This window comes from Pseudomonas sp. OST1909, from assembly GCF_015277575.1.
Lineage (GTDB): Bacteria > Pseudomonadota > Gammaproteobacteria > Pseudomonadales > Pseudomonadaceae > Aquipseudomonas > Aquipseudomonas synxantha_A.
This window is the reverse complement of record NZ_CP063780.1, coordinates 1,114,680-1,131,579: the sequence shown is the minus strand read 5'-3', so window position 1 is coordinate 1,131,579 and position 16,900 is coordinate 1,114,680. Positions and strand designations below refer to the sequence as shown.

Sequence of the window (16,900 nt, the reverse complement as noted above, 5' to 3'; positions counted from 1 at the left end):
CTCTCATACTATTAAGTCTTTTGCGCTGCCCCCTCAATGAGGACTAAGCGGCATTAATGATCAGCCTACTTTTCAAACTGGACTCTTCTTCCGGGCAGTAGGAGGCACTTGATTGCGGCTTTGCAGCGCGCGAGCTTACCTGGCGGCCAATCCCTGAACGACTCACGATCCCTACACTATCTCCTCACTCGCAACTTTATAGTGTCTAACTTCATCGTTAATACTGGTTTAAAATACTGCGTCAGTGAACCCTACAAATAATGCTGCCCCACACCCAATTAGCAGATTGATATTAACATTTAGTGTAGTCTCAACGGCCTCAGAGCTCTACTTTGCCACTGAGGAATCATTTTCCTCTTCCTGCAGCAAGGGAATAAAGCGCACTCGAAGTACCGCTTATTATCTCGCGCACCCAAGAAAATGAATTTGACATAACTCGCCTCGCCCACGAGCACGACAAAATCTTTCAGTGCAGGTACCAAACTCTCATGGGCCTTTGTCTAGTAAAATGCCTTTGGCACTCCTCCTGCACTGAAACCATTTTCGACATACCAACTCTGACCAAAGTAACACCCACACCCAAGTTATACATGCACCTAACACCAAATTTTGTCTTATTCTAGATGTTCATATATAGCACCTACGTCGATTTGCGAAAGACAGAAAGCCATGCGACTTGAAAAGCAAGACATAGAGTTAAACATGAAAACTTTATCGACATCACCCAACACTCCGTACTACCACCGATAGCATGTAGAAATGGCTATCATATACAACGAGTCTCATTGATAAATAATCGTATAAGTGGCGACAGTATTGGCTTTACCTGCTATCACCGTGTTAGCAGTTTGCAGATACCGAGCAAAAAGGGTCACGGTGAAGGTCGAGACATCCGCATCCAGCCTTCCGATCAGTAAGTTTCGTGATAGTGGTAGAGCTCGTGTAGAACTAATTAGCAACTGCACACCGACACCAGCTGCCGAATCCACGCCCTCTGTCAGACTCAATACACCCTTAGCTGCATCAAACGGCGTATTGACTGGGTCTACCCGAATACTAATGGTATTAGGCGCCAGACTCACAGGGGACACCACACCTAGCTCCGAAGAGGCGCTCCACCCGCCATATGTACCAGGAAAGCCAGGGCAGTCGCTTAGAGATATATCAAACCCAACCACCTTACCTAAAGAGCCTGGACCATTGAAATCTGACGTTTTATAGCTACCCATTTGCACTATTACATCAGAAGTTTTGCAAGTCCGGCTCACCACGTTGATATTTCCCGTCACACCGACTTCCGAGATTGCAAACTTTTCACTTCCATCAATAAATCTAGAATACTTAAGCCGCCCTAACCTTCCGCCATTAATTACACCTTCGCCGACGGGACCAGTCTTAATTAGAACTACCGCGGCACTCGTAAGGGCCCTTAAATGAATCAAACACTTTCCTTCTGGAGCGATCTGACCATCCACTTGACGGGTGCAACCAGGCGAGACTTCTTCATCAACTACTAGATCTGAGCCGATCGCGCTATTCGGATCGTTAGACAAACGCCATGCGACCCCAATCCCCTTAACACCAGACTCGTAGACTTTATAACTTCCCCCTCCATAATAGTCGCTTCTTGCGCTTAACCCCTCGACTTGATAAACATTGTAAACCTTACCCGGGGGTGCCGTACATTCAAGTCCTACACCGGAAGCATTTTGTACAAATGTCTGCTGGTGAAGTATTGTGCCATTTGGCGCATCACGAGGAACGGCTATGTTCGAGATTTGTAAAGCCATATTACCATTAAAACTTTTTGCTTCACTAAGGTAGTTGCAACTGACAGCTGCTTCAGACCTCGCGGCAAATAAGAAAACAACAATTAGAACTATTAACTTCAGAACAAAAACCACGCTCACACCAATACCTTTGTTCACTTGTTTAGCTGGAGCCTGCTGAAATAAAATTTAGCACCCATCATATTCCTGCGCTCCTGCTCTGATCACCTGACCCGACATCAGTCAGTACCGAGTCACTAAGGCACAGTGCACTACCTTTCTGAACTTGGCCTTGAGCTTTCATTGCTGGCACTCGCAAAGTGCGCTGATAACTATCTCCGCCCCAGTTGGCCTGTAAGCGTTGCGTACCGTTCTTAACCCGCGCGTACCACTGCCCCCCCCAGCCCTACAATGCCAACCGGCTCTCCGGATTCGTCTGTCACCATGGCCCCAAAAGGTAATGGGCTTTGGTCCTACAAACGCACGCTCCGTAATAAGGCGACGCCGCGTGAGATTGCGAAGAGCAGAGCCACCACCGCGCCATATCAAGGAGCAAATTGCCGGCTAGTTTCGTTCAATTCAACACCGTGATCCGTACCTTCAGAGTTAATGGCAACCTCGTTCGGTTTGTAAAACTACAGGTAAGTAACTACGGCATTGCCGCGGCGGCTGAGTTGCACTCCCGGAAAGCCCATCATTTTAGCACTCGCAGCCCCGGGCGCACTGACAACGGTCATGGTCTCATCGGTGTAAGGCGTCGACGTCATGCCCCGTGGGACTTCACTTATGACGGGGCAACTTTTATCAGGCATTAGCGAACTCGTCGCCCCTTGTGAAAGTATCGTAATGTCCACTCTGGTCAACTCAAGCAAGTGTATGTTGGCACAGATTCTACGGCTCTTAAATTAATCGCCGGAAACGATTCGAATATCCTGGCGCCCGTGATGGGGCGCCTGTACACATCAGGCGTAAACTCTGCCCCTTGCCAGGATCCACCTGCGAAACTGGCGGCGAAATCACAAAAGGGGCCGAAGAACTAGACGGTGTGGAGAACGAATCCCCCTGATCAATCCACGACTGCACAAGTACCGGATTAGCACCTTCGTTATTGATTTTGACTGTAACCTCCTTCTTATCTGCAGGATAAACCACACCAGTGCCAGTAATTACCACTGAAGACATCGCTTGTGAGCAGCATAACAATCCCGCCATTAGAGCAAGACACCGAGCGTACATACACTTATCTCCCGGCACCACAAGCGCATCTAAAAATGAAAGCAAAATGCGCTTGGGAATTACTGTTTACTGATAGTTAATCGAGTAAGTGACGGAACCTACTACAGTACCGGCAGTGCTAGCACCGCTGGCAACGTACTGCACGGCATATGGCAGCACGGCAGTGCCGGCGGACATTGCGGTACGCGTAGTATTAGAAACTTGGCTCGCGGTATCGCCAGCTCGAATTACCTTGCCAGCGGAGTCGAGCAACTGGAACTGCACATTTTTGGCAGTACCGGTATTGACTAGGTTTTTAGTTACTGGATCAACGCCAGTCCCAGCCTCAAAGATCGCGGCAGCAGTTGCAATTGTGCCAGTGCATTTGCTTAGCTCAATGGTAAAGTTCGTAGAGCCCGCCGTGGCCCCTGCCGAAGCCAGCGATGCAGTACTGAGTTTAGGCAGCGTAACGGTAGGTACGCTAGTAGTGCCATTGACCGTCGATGTGCAGGTTTGTGCAGTCAATTCGCCAGTAAAGTTGATGGTGCCATCCGCGGCATGGGCACCTGACATAACGAATATGGAAGCCAACGCTGCGAAGGCTAAGTGTGGACGATTCATAAGTTGCCTCAAAGAATTTAAATATCAGTAGGAAATGCTCTGCGTACACTCACTTTCGCAACGTGGCCATACGCCTTGCACCCCGATAAAATTTAGCTATTTCGCTGCTTCAATGATCCTACCGATCGCCTAAGATTCTGTAGGGGGAATCCGACAACAACAGAGAAACCACCTACATGACTTGGCGAGCTGCTTACTCCAAAGCCGGTTACACCCGCACCAGAAAATGCTAAGTGTAATGCTCTGAGTGGTTTGGCAAGCCGCTAAAGGCAAGGTAAACACTACATACCGTTCAAAAAACAAGACACAGTGAGGACAAACATCAACCCCCAGTTACGGACGAATAGCGACAGCTAGGGACATTCCAATAAATTTAAGACGACCACGTCACCAGTTGAGGTTTTTGCTAATTCAGCCGTCCGGGCGCAAAATGGCTGTATCTCTAGAGTAGGTGTTGCACACAGCTACAATCTGCCGAACCACCTACGGATCCTCCGATCAACTTGCCGTATGCTGGCCGCCAGACACAACTTTCTCGAAGCGCACCACTATTTGCTCAAAAGCCAACGGTGAATCGGGCATTGAGAGCGTTCTTGCCCGCATCGTCGTTTTAAGCACGTAACTCGCCCATACCCACCAGCTGCTTTCGAGCCATCCACAGGTTCGACAGGGCAAACAGCGTAGTCAACTGAGTTGTGTTTATCATCAGCCTACGAAAGCGTACTTTCCTATAATCGAACTGCCGTTTGATCGGTCGAAAAGAATGCTCGACCTTGGCCCGCTCTGAGCTTCGCAGTGCTCGATCTTGCGCTTGGATATTGGAAGGCACACTGCTTTAATTCAGCTTGGAATAAGTGCTACGGCGCGCTGCGATCTGCCAGATCACCTCACGACTTTCATACTTTTCACACTTCTCAACCCCGATGTATCCAGCATCCGCGTATACCGCATTTTCTTCGCCATGAAACAGCTCGGCAACCTGCATGACATCGACCACATCGGCGGCAGTGCCATGGACATCATGAACCGATCATGACTCCGCATCAGCGCCAATATGGCCCTTCATATCGAAGAAATACTGGTTACTTTTCTTGGTTTGATGCATCTCGGCTTCGTGCTTTCCTTTTTCTTTGTCGAAATGGGGGGAAGAATAATGGTCGCATATACAATGGTGCCCTGGCGCAGCGGCAGACCTGCAAATAGCCATTGATGACAGCGAGGATTGCAGGCGCGAGCTTATGTTTCTCCAGCAAGTGCCGGAAGATCATGATCGTGGTGTCTTCAGGGATTGGCGCAATAAGTGTCAAACCCGCGAACTGGCATGTAGGCACGGTTTCATACAGCGCCTCTTCCATCACTGGGTCGCTCAGGGAGAACCAGTTTTGCAGCAGATGAATGCACAGCATGGTTTCCAGAGGATAGGGTTTTCGACCACCGCCAGCCTTCGGGTAAAAGGTTCGACCTGCTTTAGCAAAGCGCTCCTGGGCACGACATGATCTATCTCGGAGAGGAAGCATTCACGGCGTGCCTGCTTGCGCTTGCCCGCGTATTCACATTCGGAAAGCTCATCTGGCTCATGGGTAGCTCGGATCAGGGGACGGGCATATTTCAGCACATCTACAGACCTGTTCGGAGAATACCTAATGGTTCTGTTCATTTCGATTTCTTCACGCCTCAATATTAAACTGCAAAGAGCCTTACCCCCTCACGATTACATCTTTCACACTGCTCCCCTCAATGAGCGTGAAGCGGTATTCGTGCCCCAATAGCTTTCCAAACTTGAAGTCTTTTCCAGGTAATAGATGGTGCTTCGTTGCAGGCTTGCAAAGCGCGCGCTTCCCTTGCGGACAATCCGTGAACGCATCAACGATCACTACGCTATTACCCTGATTCTCAATTATATAGCTCTGAACGTCTTCGTTAATAAGGGTATTGAATACTGTATCAGTAGGTCTCACAAAAAGTACGGTTCCATATCCTACGAGCAAATTCACACTGACAGTGGGAGCCTTCTCACTGACACCATACTTATCCTCTGCTGCTTTAAAGTTGGAAGATCGCTCTGGTATTAAGGGCTTAAAACGCACCCTAAAGTACCGCTCATGATCTCGCTTACCCGAAAAAGCCAGCCTTATTCCCCGCGAGTCGCCCACAGGAACGAAAAATCGATTCGGGGTTGCTATCAAACTTTGACGCGGATTTTTAATAGGTATTTCTATTGGCACACCGTTCACAGTGAAAAGAATCTCGAGCACATCAACTCTCACCAAGGCATCACTGCCCCCTCCCGAGTTAAATACATGTTTAACAACAGAGATTTTGTCGCTTTCAATATAGCTATACATTTCACCGACATCGATTTGCGGATTAGCATTGGCGGCTTGACCTGAAATAATAAAAGCGATGATCAAATATAAATAACTCAAAATAAATTACTCAGCATAGAATCTAAACTGCTATAGACATCCAGTATAGAAAACGAGACCAAACTGATCACTAGACAGCTAGGGCCTACTATCTACACTAACCCAGAGCTAGCTATCGGTAGTTAATTGTGTATGTAGCCACAGCATTGGCTTTACCGGGAGTTACTATTTCTTCAACTTGCACGTAAGCAACATTAAATTTCAGTGGAACAGATGTTGTGCTGTCTGCTAGCATTATCGCACTAACACCTGAAGAAACACCTGCAGCCGGGAATAGTTGCGAAAGTATTATCGGCCCGTTTACGTTTCCAACCCTTGAAATTTTTAACCCGATACCCTTCGCCGCAGCGCTACCTGGAGTCAACGCCAATATCCCTTCGCTCGCGTCAATAGGCGGAATAACAGGATCTATCTGGATACTGATATAGTTAGGTGATAAAGGTGCTGCGGTTACTACACCTAACTCGCTGGATACAGCACCAGCCCGATAATTACCTGGAAATCCGGGACAGTCTAATAGCTCTATATTGAAATTTATGCTAGCTACCATCGCACCGACACCACGAAAATCCGAAACTTTATAGTTGCCCATTGGCACATTCACGTCAGGCGTTTTGCAGGTACGGCTTACCACATCAATTCGTCCAGTGATAGACGCTTGCAAAGTAAATTGTGGAGTATAACCTTCCACACGTACATCTCTCTGAAACTCACCCAACGCAGAACCGTCTATTACACCTGACCCTACAGGCCCTGTCTTAATTAGACTAACTATCACTCGGGTCCAATCATTCATTGCACTTAATGCTGCGGTTAAACAGTAACCTGCGGGCGTACCTTCTGCTCCATAGTTGCCACAAATAGGTGATGAGCCCGTCAAGCTATCTTCTCTGTTTGATGTTAATACATCTCCGGAAAAAGCCCACTTCACTCCAATACCTTTAACTCCAGTTTCATAAACGCCTTCAAGGCCTCCCCCGACTAGCCCCCCTCCGGGCGTTATAGAATATGATGCTCCGAAGTCCCCAGGCAGCGGACCTCCTGCTGGGCACTTTAACCGGTAACGAGGCGGAGCCCCAGTATTCATTTGTTGTTGGTAAATTACTGTGCCAGTTGGCATGTCTCGCGGCACGGTAAGTTTCGAAACTTGCAGTGGGATTTTTATTCGGCCAGGCGCCCCTGAATGCACTGTACAATCTGCCGCCAAGGTTATAAGGGGCACCCCAAGCAACATCAGACCCATGACTAATCTAAAGGCTGAAGTTTTTTTTATATCAACATTATCAACTTGAGATTCTTTATGCGTATACGCGAAGGGGCCCGGCATGCCCATCATAATCCAACACTCTTATCCTGATCACCATTTCCAACTTCGGTCAGCACTGAACCGTTTAGGCACAGAGCGTTACCCTTCTGCATCACGCCGTGGCCCTTCATCGCAGGGACTCTCAATGTACAAGCCTGGCTGTCCTCACTCCCCCAACTGACTTGCAAGAGCTGGGTGCCCTCCTTAACTCGCGCATACAGCTGTCCGCCCTGCCCTACAGTACCAACCGGGTTACCGGCGTCATCAATCACTCTGGCCCCGAACGGTAGTGGACTCTGATCTTTCAAGCGAACGTTCAGCAACAAGGCGTCGCCGCGCACAGTTGCGAAGTTCACAGCCACAACCGCGCCAGCTCGGGGGGCAACTTGCCTACTTGTTTCGTTGAATTCAACTCCTTGATCTGTACCTTCAGGGTCGATGGCAACCTCATTCAGCTGGTAAGGCTGGAGGTAAGTGACTACGGCGTTGCCACTGCCGTCGAGTCGCATTCCCGGATAGCCCATCACTTTTGCACCCGCAGCCCCGGGCGCACTGACGACGGCCATGGTCTCACCGGTGTAAGGCGTCAATGTCACACCCTGTGGGTGAACCACTACAGAACCGCCACCGCCCAGTGATGCATTGCTATAACCATCACCCTGACTAAGAGAACCATTTAAACGTACCTTGGAGCTCATGTATTGCCCGCCTACCGAAGTATTGGTAGCACGACTCCCTCCAACACGATCTGCGGTGAGGCTATAGCCGTACTCACGATCTTCACCAGCGCTACCGCTTACCGACACCTGCTGATTGTAGTCCCCTCGGTTATCGCGACCTAAACGGGCCGACAGTTGTGGAGGATTACTGTAAGACGAACCAAACTCCAAAGGCATACTAAGCGTAAATAGCAGACTACTTTGCAGCTCCCCTAACCCTGCGCGGCTACGGTTAATGTTAAGTCCGTAACTGACCCTCCCAACTTGTTTACTGTAACCGAGTTGGTACTGCACATCTTGGCTCGGGCGATTCCAATAGTTCTGGGTAAAACCACTCAAATACAAATGCCCCCAGGTGTCGAGACTTTGATCAACGGACAAGGTCAATCGATTGCGGGGCCGCCCGTAATGACTAGTATCATCGCCTCTGACTTCGGCGCTTTTGAATAGAACCGAGTCGTTGAAATCCAGATATCCGCTGGTTGAGAAATGAAACGCCGCAAGGGAGAGATTACTACCGGTGCTTTGTATGTTTTTATTATAAGAAAGACGTACACTCTGCCCTTGTCGTGTTCCGGATGATAGCTTTGTCTGAGCTTGGGTCACGTCAATCGCCATAGCACCAATGGGTGTACCGAACGCTGCACCGCCCAGTACCGACAGGTAGTCTTGGCTGGCTTGGGCACCCGTGTATCCAGTCAGCGAATTGGCGACACCATACTGGTAAGTGCCCTGTACCAATTTGGCTTGCTGGCTGATAAAATTATTACGTGTCTCCCCTGCCGTCATATTGAAACGTGAAGTGCCTGGGCGCAACAACTGGCTCACTGAGGCATAAGGCACATTGAAGTGCTGTTCACTACCATCAGCCTCCAACACTGATACCTGCAGATCACCACCATAACCAGTAGCGTACAGATCATCAATGACAAAGGCGCCGGGCGAAACCGTCGTTTGTAGCAGCAAATTACCGCCCTGACTAATAGAGACACGGGCATTAGTTCGGGCGATACCGCGCACCACGGGGGCATAGCCACGCAATGCATCAGGTAGCATACGATCGTCGCTGGCAACCTGAATTCCGCGATAGGCTAGCGTGTCGAATATCTCACCATTGGTATTCGCTTCGCCCAAGGTTAATTGGCTCTTCAAGCCCGTCAGATCTCGCTGAACGTAAGTGTTGAGCTTCTGGTATTCCCCCCCCGAAAACGTCTGCCAGCTCAACGAGCCGTTATGTCGCAGACGCCAGTTCCCCATATTGAGTCCCGTATTCAACCCAAAGTAGGCTGAGTCATAATTACCAGAGTGGTTCTTGTTATGGTGGGCGTTGAAGTCGTAACCAAGCATCGCCGAGTTGACGCCACGATCCCACAACTCTGGGCTGACGTAACCGCGGACATTACGACGCAGGGCAATCTGAGGAATGCTGAAGTCCAGTTGCTGCGTATCAGCCGAGAAAAAGGCTGTAGCACCTTCAATCACTTCACTTATGACAGGACAACTTTTATCGGGTATTAGCGCACTCATCGCCTCTTGTGAAAGTATCGTGATGTTTACTCCGATCAACTCAAGCAAGCGTATATTGACACAGACTCTCGGGCTCTTACCTTTGTCGTCGGAAACGATTCGAATATCCTGGCGCCCGTTCAACGTGGAGTTAACGAGAATATCAGCACGATATTCCCCCGACATCACTGGGTTGCCGCTTTGAAAGAGCGACAAGTCAATGCCACTTGACCCAGCGGGAAGAAATGCGTCGTTGAATTGAACTTCTTCAGCCCAAACTTGCAGCACCAGGAACGAGCCGCAAGCCAACACAACCCTCTGACCCCGCCTCCTTGAGGGACTGGCATCAGAGCGAGAGGAGCCCTTCCAGAAGAAATGGAATAAAGAGAGCATCGTCATAAGTAACCCGAAAAAGAACTCAATAATTGCTAGGGCTGGAGCGCCTTACGCGCCTGCACTATGGCGCCGTAATCATTAATAGCGCTATACTCAACTTCGACACCTGAACTAGGCATTGTCTTCAAACCGGGCAAAGGAAATAGATGAGTTTCTCCAGGCGCTATCATTCCAGGCTCGCTTGAGGTTTTCACACCTGCAGCAATCAATGTCAGCTCGGACTGAGAAACATAGAATGCTGTCGGATTAAAAGCTTGCAGTACATAGGCACCATTCTTATCGGCTAAAACTTTCCACTGAACGGCGTCAATTGCAGCAGCAGAGGAGCCTGGTAACTTGGAAGGACGATAGAACACTTTGATCCGAGAGCGAAAAGCCATTTGCAGTACATTCTGCTCTTCACTCGCCGCAACCTTGGCAGGAATCTCCAAGACATTAAGCCAGAACACCGACTCCTTGTTATCGGCCAATGGGGCGCCTGTAAACATCAGGCGTAAACTCTGCCCCTTGCCAGGATCCACCCGCGAAACTGGCGGCGAAATCACAAAAGGGGCTGAAGAATTAGACGGTGTGGAGAACGAATCCCCCTGATCAATCCACGACTGCACAAGTACCGGATTAGCACCTTCGTTATTGATTTTGACTGTAACTTCCTTCTTATCAGCAGGATAAACCACACGAGTGCCAGTAATTACCACTGAAGACATCGCTTGTGAGCAGCATAACAATCCCGCCATTAGAGCAAGACACCGAGCGTACATACACTTATCTCCCAGCACCACAAGCGCATCTAAAAATGAAAGCAAAATGCGCTTGGGAATTACTGTTTACTGATAGTTAATCGAGTAAGTGACGGAACCTACTACAGTACCGGCAGTGCTAGCACCGCTGGCAACGTACTGCACGGCATATGGCAGCACGGCAGTGCCGGCGGACATTGCGGTACGCGTAGTATTAGAAACTTGGCTCGCGGTATCGCCAGCTCGAATTACCTTACCAGCGGAGTCGAGCAACTGGAACTGCACATTTTTGGCAGTGCCGGTATTGACTAGGTTTTTAGTTACCGGATCAACGCCAGTCCCAGCCTCAAAGATCGCGGCAGCAGTTGCAATTGTGCCAGTGCATTTGCTTAGCTCTATGGTAAAGTTCGTAGAGCCCGCCGTGGCCCCTGCCGAAGCCAGCGATGCAGTACTGAGCTTAGGCAGCGTAACGGTAGGTACGCTAGTAGTGCCATTGACCTTCGACGTGCAGGTTTGTGCAGTCAATTCGCCGGTAAAGTTGATGGTGCCATCCGCGGCATGGGCACCTGACATAACGAAGATGGAAGCCAACGCTGCGAAGGCTAAGTGTGGAGGATTCATAAGTTGCCTCAAAGGATTAAAATCTTAGTCAGGAAATGTTCTGCGTACACTCGGTTTCGCAACGTGGCCATACGCTTTGCACACCGAGAAAATTTAGCTATTCCGCTCCTTCAATGATCCTACCGATCGCCCAAGATTCTGTAGGGGGAATCCGACAACAGCAAAGAAACCACCTACATGACTTGGTGAGCTGCTTAAGCCGAAGCCGGTTACACCCGCATCAGAAAATGCTAAGAATAATGCCCTCAATGGTATGGCAAGCCGCCTAAGGCACGGAAAACACTACATACAGTTCAAAAAACAAGACACGGCGAGGACAAACATCGAACCCCAGATACGGACGAACAGCGACAGCTAGGGACGCTTCGTACAACTCACGATGACCACGTCGCCATTGCTTTTTTGCCACTTCAGCCGTCCGATCGCAAAACGGATGTAAATCTACAGGATGTGATGCACCGAGCTGCACCGTGCCAACTCACCTCGATGTTTTAATGTTTTTCGCGATTTTCGGCATAGACCGCGCTTCCCTCGCCATGTAGCAGCTCGCCAGTCTAAGTGAGATCGGCTACATTTGGCTCTGCGCCGTAGACGTAATGAAACTGCCCCTCTTCAATAAGAACTTTGCTTGCATCTTCTCCCTAAAAATATTGGTTACTTTTCTGGACTAGGCGCATCTCAGAATCACGTCTTCAGTCTTCGTTTTAGTACAGCTGACAAGTGCAAAAACGTTACATCAGCGATGGTACCTTGGCGTAGAGAAAGATATGGCTCGCGGAGCACTCCGATCAGGTACTGAGGGCGTATTTAAGCTTACTTGGTGACTGTTTCGGAGTAACCGTCAGGGCAATACATCTTCCTGAAAACGTCGCTTGAGGCGATGGTGTCCACCTAAATTTAAGTGGACACCATTTTTAGCCCTTTTAAGCGGACGCCCATGCCACAAGAACGTCGTTCCTATTCCAAGTCCTCTAAGGCCCAGGTCATCGCAGAGTGCGCGCAGGCTGACACCTCGATTGCCAATGTCGCCTTGACCCACAACCTCAATGCCAACCTCGTCCATAAATGGATTCGGCTGCATGCGCAGAAAAACCTGGCACTGCAAACTGCCTTTATTCCGGTCAAGGCATTGTCTTCGACAGCGGGCCCTCAAGTTCTTCCGGCCACGATTCGAATCGAAGTGCCTCATTTAAAAGGCATAGTTGTGGTGAGCTGGCCAGCAGAAAATGCAGCGACATGTTCCGCTTTCCTGCGAGATTTGCTGCGATGATCCGCATCGACACCATCTGGCTCGCCATCGAGCCCATGTACATGCGCGCCGGCACTGAAACCGCATTGGCGCGAGTTGTCGCAGTGTTCGGTGCGGCGAAGCCGCACTGTGCTTATCTGTTCGCCAACCGCCGCGCCAATCGTATGAAAGTGCTGGTGCATGACGGAGTGGGGATTTGGTTGGCTGCCCGGCGCTTGAATCAAGGTCGTTTCTTTTGGCCAGGCGTGCGGTACGATTCTGAAGTTGAGTTGGATGCAGAGCAACTTCAAGCCTGAGTGCTCGGTTTACCTTGGCAACGCGTCGGTTCCGGAGGAGCCATCACGGTGCTCTAACTCGTCTGCCATGGCGCGCTGGCCAGCGCAATTGGCCCATCAGTCTATCGCCGCCACTTGCCCTCTCTGGCAAAATCAGCGGCATGACTTCGCATCCGAATCTCGATCAATTAAACCCTGAAGAACTGCGTGCCTTGGCGGCACGGTTGATCCAGCGCGTCGAGACCATGGACAAGCAAATCACTCATCACAAGGCGGTCAACGAGAAACTGGCCCACGAGATCGCGCTACTCAAGCGCTTCAAGTTTGCCAAGCGAAGCGAACAGTTGAGCCCGGATCAAGTCAGCCTGCTCGACGACTTGATCGATACGGATATTGCCGCTATCGAAGCCGAACTTGAGGCACTGCAACCGGCACCTGTCGAAGCCAAAGTGCGCCTGCAACCCAAGCGCGCGCAGCTGCCACCGCAGTTTCCTCGCACGCTGATCCATCACGAACCGGACAACAGCCACTGCCAGTGCGGCTGCGCCCTCAAGCGCATCGGCGAAGATATCAGCGAGAAGCTGGACTACACGCCGGGCGTGTTCACCGTCGAACAGCACGTGCGTGGGAAATGGGCCTGCCGGAAGTGCGAAACGCTGATCCAGGCGCCGGTATCGCCACAGGTAATCGACAAGGGCATCCCCACTGCGGGCCTGCTGGCGTATGTGATGGTGGCCAAGTTTGCCGACCACCTGCCGCTCTATCGGCAGGAGAAAATCTTTGGCCGCGCCGGGCTGCCCATCGCCCGTTCGACCTTGGCGCAGTGGGTGGGCAACTGCGGCGTGCAATTACAGCCGCTGGTTGATGCGCTGCGCGAAGCCGTGCTGACGCACGGCGTCGTCCACGCCGACGAGACCCCGGTACAAATGCTGACGCCTGGCGCGAAGAAAACTCATCGCGCTTATGTCTGTGCCTATGCCACTAGCCAGTTCTCCGATCTAGCAGCGGTCGTTTATGACTTCAGTCCGAGCCGTGCTGGCGAACATGCCCGAGCTTTCCTTGGCCACTGGAACGGCAAGCTAGTCTGCGACGACTTCGCGGGCTACAAAGCAGGCTTTGAACTGGGCGTCACTGAGATCGGCTGCATGGCCCATGCACGCCGCAAGTTCTTCGACTTGCACGCGACCAATATAAGCCAAATAGCCAAAAAAACGCTGCACTACATTGCCACTTTGTACGAAGTGGAGCGAGAATTTCGCGAACTGGAACCAGGTGACCGGCAGCGAATACGGCAGGAAAAAGCAGCGCCGATCATTGACGCACTTCATACTTGGATGATGGCCCAGAGGCAGCTTGTGCCTGAAGGATCGGCCATCGCCAAAGCCTTGGATTACAGCCTCAAACGCTGGATAGCGCTGACGCGTTATCTCGATGACGGGGCCGTCCCCATTGACAATAATTGGTGCGAGAACCAAATCCGACCGTGGGCACTTGGGCGCTCGAATTGGTTGTTTGCGGGCTCGTTACGCAGCGGAAAACGAGCGGCTGCAATCATGAGTTGGATCCAATCGGCACGACTCAACGGGCACGATCCGTATGCTTACTTAAAGGATGTTCTTACGCGCTTGCCGACACAGCGTTCGAGTGAGATTACCGAACTGTTGCCGCACAGGTGGGCGTCTGTTCAGCCATGCAAGCGTAGCCCGTAGACGCTTACAAAATGGTGTAGGCCGCGTTAGGTAATCGGAAGCAGCACTTTGAATACTGTTCCCTGCTCAATCGTTGACACCACCTCGATTTTTCCACCGTGGGCGGAGACGATTTCCGCCGCAATGAACAGACCTAGCCCTAGGCCGGCAGATGCACCTTTCTCTCTCGCCGCATAGCTTGAGTAGCGGGCTTGAGGATTGAAAAGATGGGGCATTGCACTGGAAGGAATGAGTTCGCCGCGATTCTGCACGCTGAAAACCGCGAAGTCGTCGTCCTGCGACAATGCCACGTAAATCGGTTGCTTTAAATCCCCATGCCGAACCGCGTTGCCAATTAGGTTAGTGAACACCTGCTCCATGCGTGGCGGGTCATACATACCTGTCACCGCCTCGCTTGTGGTCAAAATGATCTGTGCGCCGGGAAACCCGGTGCGAAGCTCTTCTACGACAGAGGCGCAAAGGACGCGTAAATCAGCGCCCTCGGGATTTACTGGTATGCCACTGCCGAGATTGCAGCGAGCTAGGTCAAGCAAGTCGGCTACCATCTGGTTGGCGCGACGCACACTTGCACTGATCTGCGTCGCAAGCTGTTTTTCTCTGGCTGCAAGATCTTCGCTCTCGCGGAGTAGGTCACTCGCCATCAACACAGCGCCCAATGGTGAGCGTAGGTCGTGACCTAAAACTCCTAAAACCGTCTTGCGTGTCGATTCAACTGCCCTCCCAAATGTAGCAATAGACTCGACGAGCGCTTGGTCTATGGCTTCATTGAAGCGGATCATATCCTGAAAATCTTGGGCATTGGTCACGCCGTTGTTTTCAAGCCAAAGCCTGAGCACGCTTGATCGAAGAGCCCGATATTCTGAAACCATTTGATCCATTGAAAATCCTGCGACGAATCGCGTCATCGCATGCGTCTGGGAGGGCAACTCCTCTTCAGTCACCGGGCCATGGCCCTCTGATTTTGCAATTTGCTGCCGCTCTGTCTGAGGGGTTGGCATGTCCTGAGCCACAGCCTTCAGTATGTGCTCAGCATGGTTCCTCAACCCCTTGGCATCCATCGTCGGCAATGGGGTTTCCATAGAGCGGGCAAAACCTTCCCAAGCTGACAAGATTTGCTCGGTATGCGTAAGGATGAACTCGTGCAGTCTCATCATTGTCCTTTGATTAGGCTGGAAAAGTGCGATACTGATGCCATTGTGCCCTTCAAAACTAGCTCTAGGATAGATAGTGGCGTAGCCGGTCAGCACAAACTTGATGAGTGTTTTACACCCTGTCGACCCATCTGGGAGCTTCATCGTGTCGCTAAATGTACTCTTGGTCGAGGACGACGTATTTCTACGCTCAGTGATGGCAGAGGCTATAACGATCCTCGGTCTGGTGGTCACCGACTGCCCAAGTGCCGATCAAGCGCTGAATGCACTGGAGGGCTTGAAACCATTTTCCTTAGTGATCACTGACGTTCGCATGCCTGGCAGGCTCGATGGCTTGGACGTGGCTCAGGCAATTTGGTCGCGATGGCCTGAGGTGCCAGTCATCATCATGTCCGCAAACACAGTGCTCGCCCCTGGATTTCTTCCTTCGAATGCGAAATTTCTAACAAAACCTGTGCATCTCTCCTCTCTGCACGGAGCGATGGCTGAGTTGTTGCCGGAAGCAGATTAGCAAGGTGAGTTCCACGGACGCTTACGTTTCGGAGCTTCCCTTATGCCCCTAATGAAACTTTGAAAAATATTTTCAGATTTGGTGAGATAGCCGGCGATACGAACACGCCGGTTGAACTCCGAAGAAGCAGATGTCCTTCGCTGATGCCGTTTACGCCGACAAACGCGATCAGACCCGCTGCGAGCGGCTCCTGATCAAGTGGATCAGGTCGTGTCCTGGAAGAGCATGATTACCTTGATCGAGACGCCCCGCATGGTACGAGAGACGAAGGTGGCCGTCCGGTGTAGCTTTAGCTTGGGCTGATTTGATCTAGCACGTTATGCAGATCACAACATCGCAAGCCAGGGTCCAGGCGATCTCACTGAACTGAATACCCGAGGGCAGGCTGCTGACTTCGCCAAAGAGCGCAGCCATGGCCTGCATGTATTGTCGTCCGTGGTCTAAAAGTCTCCCAGCAACGCCAGGTAATACTTGCCCACCGCAGTATTGAAATAACAACATTCTACCTTGGCATGACTACCATGGTAAGGCAAACTGCAACCGGTTAAGTTCAAAGCCGTACAAAGCATAGCCCCACACCATGCTCACAAGTGTTCTCTGCCAAACTTAGACACTTTCTCATAGCGAAAGGTACCTATCCTAATGAAGTCGATAGGAAAACAAGTAAAGCTCTTAAACATGAGAAC

At 50.9% G+C, this 16,900-nt stretch carries 14 protein-coding genes and 1 pseudogene; 4 read left to right on the top strand and 11 right to left on the bottom strand.

Annotation, left to right across the window (positions count from 1 at the left end):
- Window positions 1-782 precede the first annotated feature (782 nt).
- From IH404_RS04945 to IH404_RS04900, 10 genes and pseudogenes are all read right to left on the bottom strand, one after another.
- A complete protein-coding gene (locus tag IH404_RS04945) occupies window positions 783-1,928 on the bottom strand; it encodes a fimbrial protein (protein ID WP_194440060.1) in 1,146 nt (381 codons plus the stop codon).
- A 215-nt stretch (window positions 1,929-2,143) separates the two neighbouring features.
- Window positions 2,144-2,215: a hypothetical protein gene (locus IH404_RS27760; RefSeq protein WP_242462664.1), complete on the bottom strand. Its 72-nt coding sequence runs from the start codon at window positions 2,213-2,215 to the stop codon at window positions 2,144-2,146.
- A gap of 454 nt (window positions 2,216-2,669) precedes the next feature.
- Window positions 2,670-2,951 carry a fimbria/pilus periplasmic chaperone gene (locus tag IH404_RS04935; protein ID WP_242462663.1) on the bottom strand — a complete coding sequence of 94 codons (282 nt, stop codon included), beginning with the start codon at window positions 2,949-2,951 and terminating at the stop codon, window positions 2,670-2,672.
- Window positions 2,952-3,071: 120 nt separating this feature from the next.
- Window positions 3,072-3,605, bottom strand: a complete 534-nt coding sequence (locus tag IH404_RS04930; RefSeq protein WP_194440059.1) for a fimbrial protein — start codon at window positions 3,603-3,605, stop codon at window positions 3,072-3,074.
- Between the two features lie 610 nt (window positions 3,606-4,215).
- Window positions 4,216-5,196: pseudogene (locus tag IH404_RS04925) on the bottom strand (IS5 family transposase).
- A 106-nt stretch (window positions 5,197-5,302) separates the two neighbouring features.
- Window positions 5,303-6,031, bottom strand: coding sequence for a molecular chaperone (locus tag IH404_RS04920; RefSeq protein ID WP_194440058.1), 729 nt, complete (start codon window positions 6,029-6,031; stop codon window positions 5,303-5,305).
- 112 nt (window positions 6,032-6,143) lie between these two features.
- Window positions 6,144-6,962, bottom strand: a complete 819-nt coding sequence (locus IH404_RS04915; protein ID WP_194440057.1) for a fimbrial protein — start codon at window positions 6,960-6,962, stop codon at window positions 6,144-6,146.
- Window positions 6,963-7,363: 401 nt separating this feature from the next.
- A complete protein-coding gene (locus IH404_RS04910) occupies window positions 7,364-9,961 on the bottom strand; it encodes a fimbria/pilus outer membrane usher protein (protein WP_242462640.1) in 2,598 nt (865 codons plus the stop codon).
- Window positions 9,962-9,990: 29 nt separating this feature from the next.
- Complete coding sequence (locus tag IH404_RS04905; RefSeq protein ID WP_277953092.1) at window positions 9,991-10,695, bottom strand: fimbria/pilus periplasmic chaperone; 705 nt, start codon at window positions 10,693-10,695, stop codon at window positions 9,991-9,993.
- A gap of 90 nt (window positions 10,696-10,785) precedes the next feature.
- A complete protein-coding gene (locus tag IH404_RS04900) occupies window positions 10,786-11,319 on the bottom strand; it encodes a fimbrial protein (RefSeq protein WP_194440055.1) in 534 nt (177 codons plus the stop codon).
- 937 nt (window positions 11,320-12,256) lie between these two features.
- Between IH404_RS04900 and IH404_RS04895 the strand changes: the two genes are divergently transcribed.
- The 3 genes from IH404_RS04895 to IH404_RS04885 all read left to right on the top strand — a co-directional run bounded on the left by IH404_RS04895 (window position 12,257) and on the right by IH404_RS04885 (window position 14,552).
- Window positions 12,257-12,589, top strand: a complete 333-nt coding sequence (locus tag IH404_RS04895) for a transposase (RefSeq protein ID WP_194440054.1) — start codon at window positions 12,257-12,259, stop codon at window positions 12,587-12,589.
- On the top strand, window positions 12,586-12,864 hold the full coding sequence (gene tnpB, locus IH404_RS04890; protein WP_194440053.1) for an IS66 family insertion sequence element accessory protein TnpB: 279 nt from the start codon (window positions 12,586-12,588) through the stop codon (window positions 12,862-12,864). Before IH404_RS04895 ends, tnpB begins: the two co-directional genes overlap by 4 nt.
- Window positions 12,865-13,004: 140 nt before the next feature.
- Window positions 13,005-14,552 carry an IS66 family transposase gene (locus IH404_RS04885; RefSeq protein WP_194440052.1) on the top strand — a complete coding sequence of 516 codons (1,548 nt, stop codon included), beginning with the start codon at window positions 13,005-13,007 and terminating at the stop codon, window positions 14,550-14,552.
- A 26-nt stretch (window positions 14,553-14,578) separates the two neighbouring features.
- Here the strand turns inward: IH404_RS04885 and IH404_RS04880 are convergent, their stop codons facing one another.
- The gene (locus IH404_RS04880; protein ID WP_194440647.1) at window positions 14,579-15,703 is read right to left on the bottom strand and encodes a HAMP domain-containing sensor histidine kinase; all 1,125 of its coding nucleotides are present in this window, start codon (window positions 15,701-15,703) and stop codon (window positions 14,579-14,581) included.
- A 145-nt stretch (window positions 15,704-15,848) separates the two neighbouring features.
- Here IH404_RS04880 and IH404_RS04875 point away from each other — a divergent pair, with 145 nt between their 5' ends.
- On the top strand, window positions 15,849-16,214 hold the full coding sequence (locus tag IH404_RS04875; RefSeq protein ID WP_194440051.1) for a response regulator: 366 nt from the start codon (window positions 15,849-15,851) through the stop codon (window positions 16,212-16,214).
- Window positions 16,215-16,900 lie beyond the last annotated feature (686 nt).

Coding starts and splice junctions, on each gene's coding strand:
- IH404_RS04935 (WP_242462663.1), bottom strand. CDS start 2,951: ATGTCTTCAGTGGTAATTACTGGCACTGGTGTGGTTTATCCTGCAGAT.
- IH404_RS04930 (WP_194440059.1), bottom strand. CDS start 3,605: ATGAATCGTCCACACTTAGCCTTCGCAGCGTTGGCTTCCATATTCGTT.
- IH404_RS04910 (WP_242462640.1), bottom strand. CDS start 9,961: ATGACGATGCTCTCTTTATTCCATTTCTTCTGGAAGGGCTCCTCTCGC.
- IH404_RS04905 (WP_277953092.1), bottom strand. CDS start 10,695: ATGGCGGGATTGTTATGCTGCTCACAAGCGATGTCTTCAGTGGTAATT.
- IH404_RS04900 (WP_194440055.1), bottom strand. CDS start 11,319: ATGAATCCTCCACACTTAGCCTTCGCAGCGTTGGCTTCCATCTTCGTT.
- IH404_RS04895 (WP_194440054.1), top strand. CDS start 12,257: ATGCCACAAGAACGTCGTTCCTATTCCAAGTCCTCTAAGGCCCAGGTC.
- tnpB (WP_194440053.1), top strand. CDS start 12,586: ATGATCCGCATCGACACCATCTGGCTCGCCATCGAGCCCATGTACATG.
- IH404_RS04885 (WP_194440052.1), top strand. CDS start 13,005: ATGACTTCGCATCCGAATCTCGATCAATTAAACCCTGAAGAACTGCGT.
- IH404_RS04880 (WP_194440647.1), bottom strand. CDS start 15,703: ATGAGACTGCACGAGTTCATCCTTACGCATACCGAGCAAATCTTGTCA.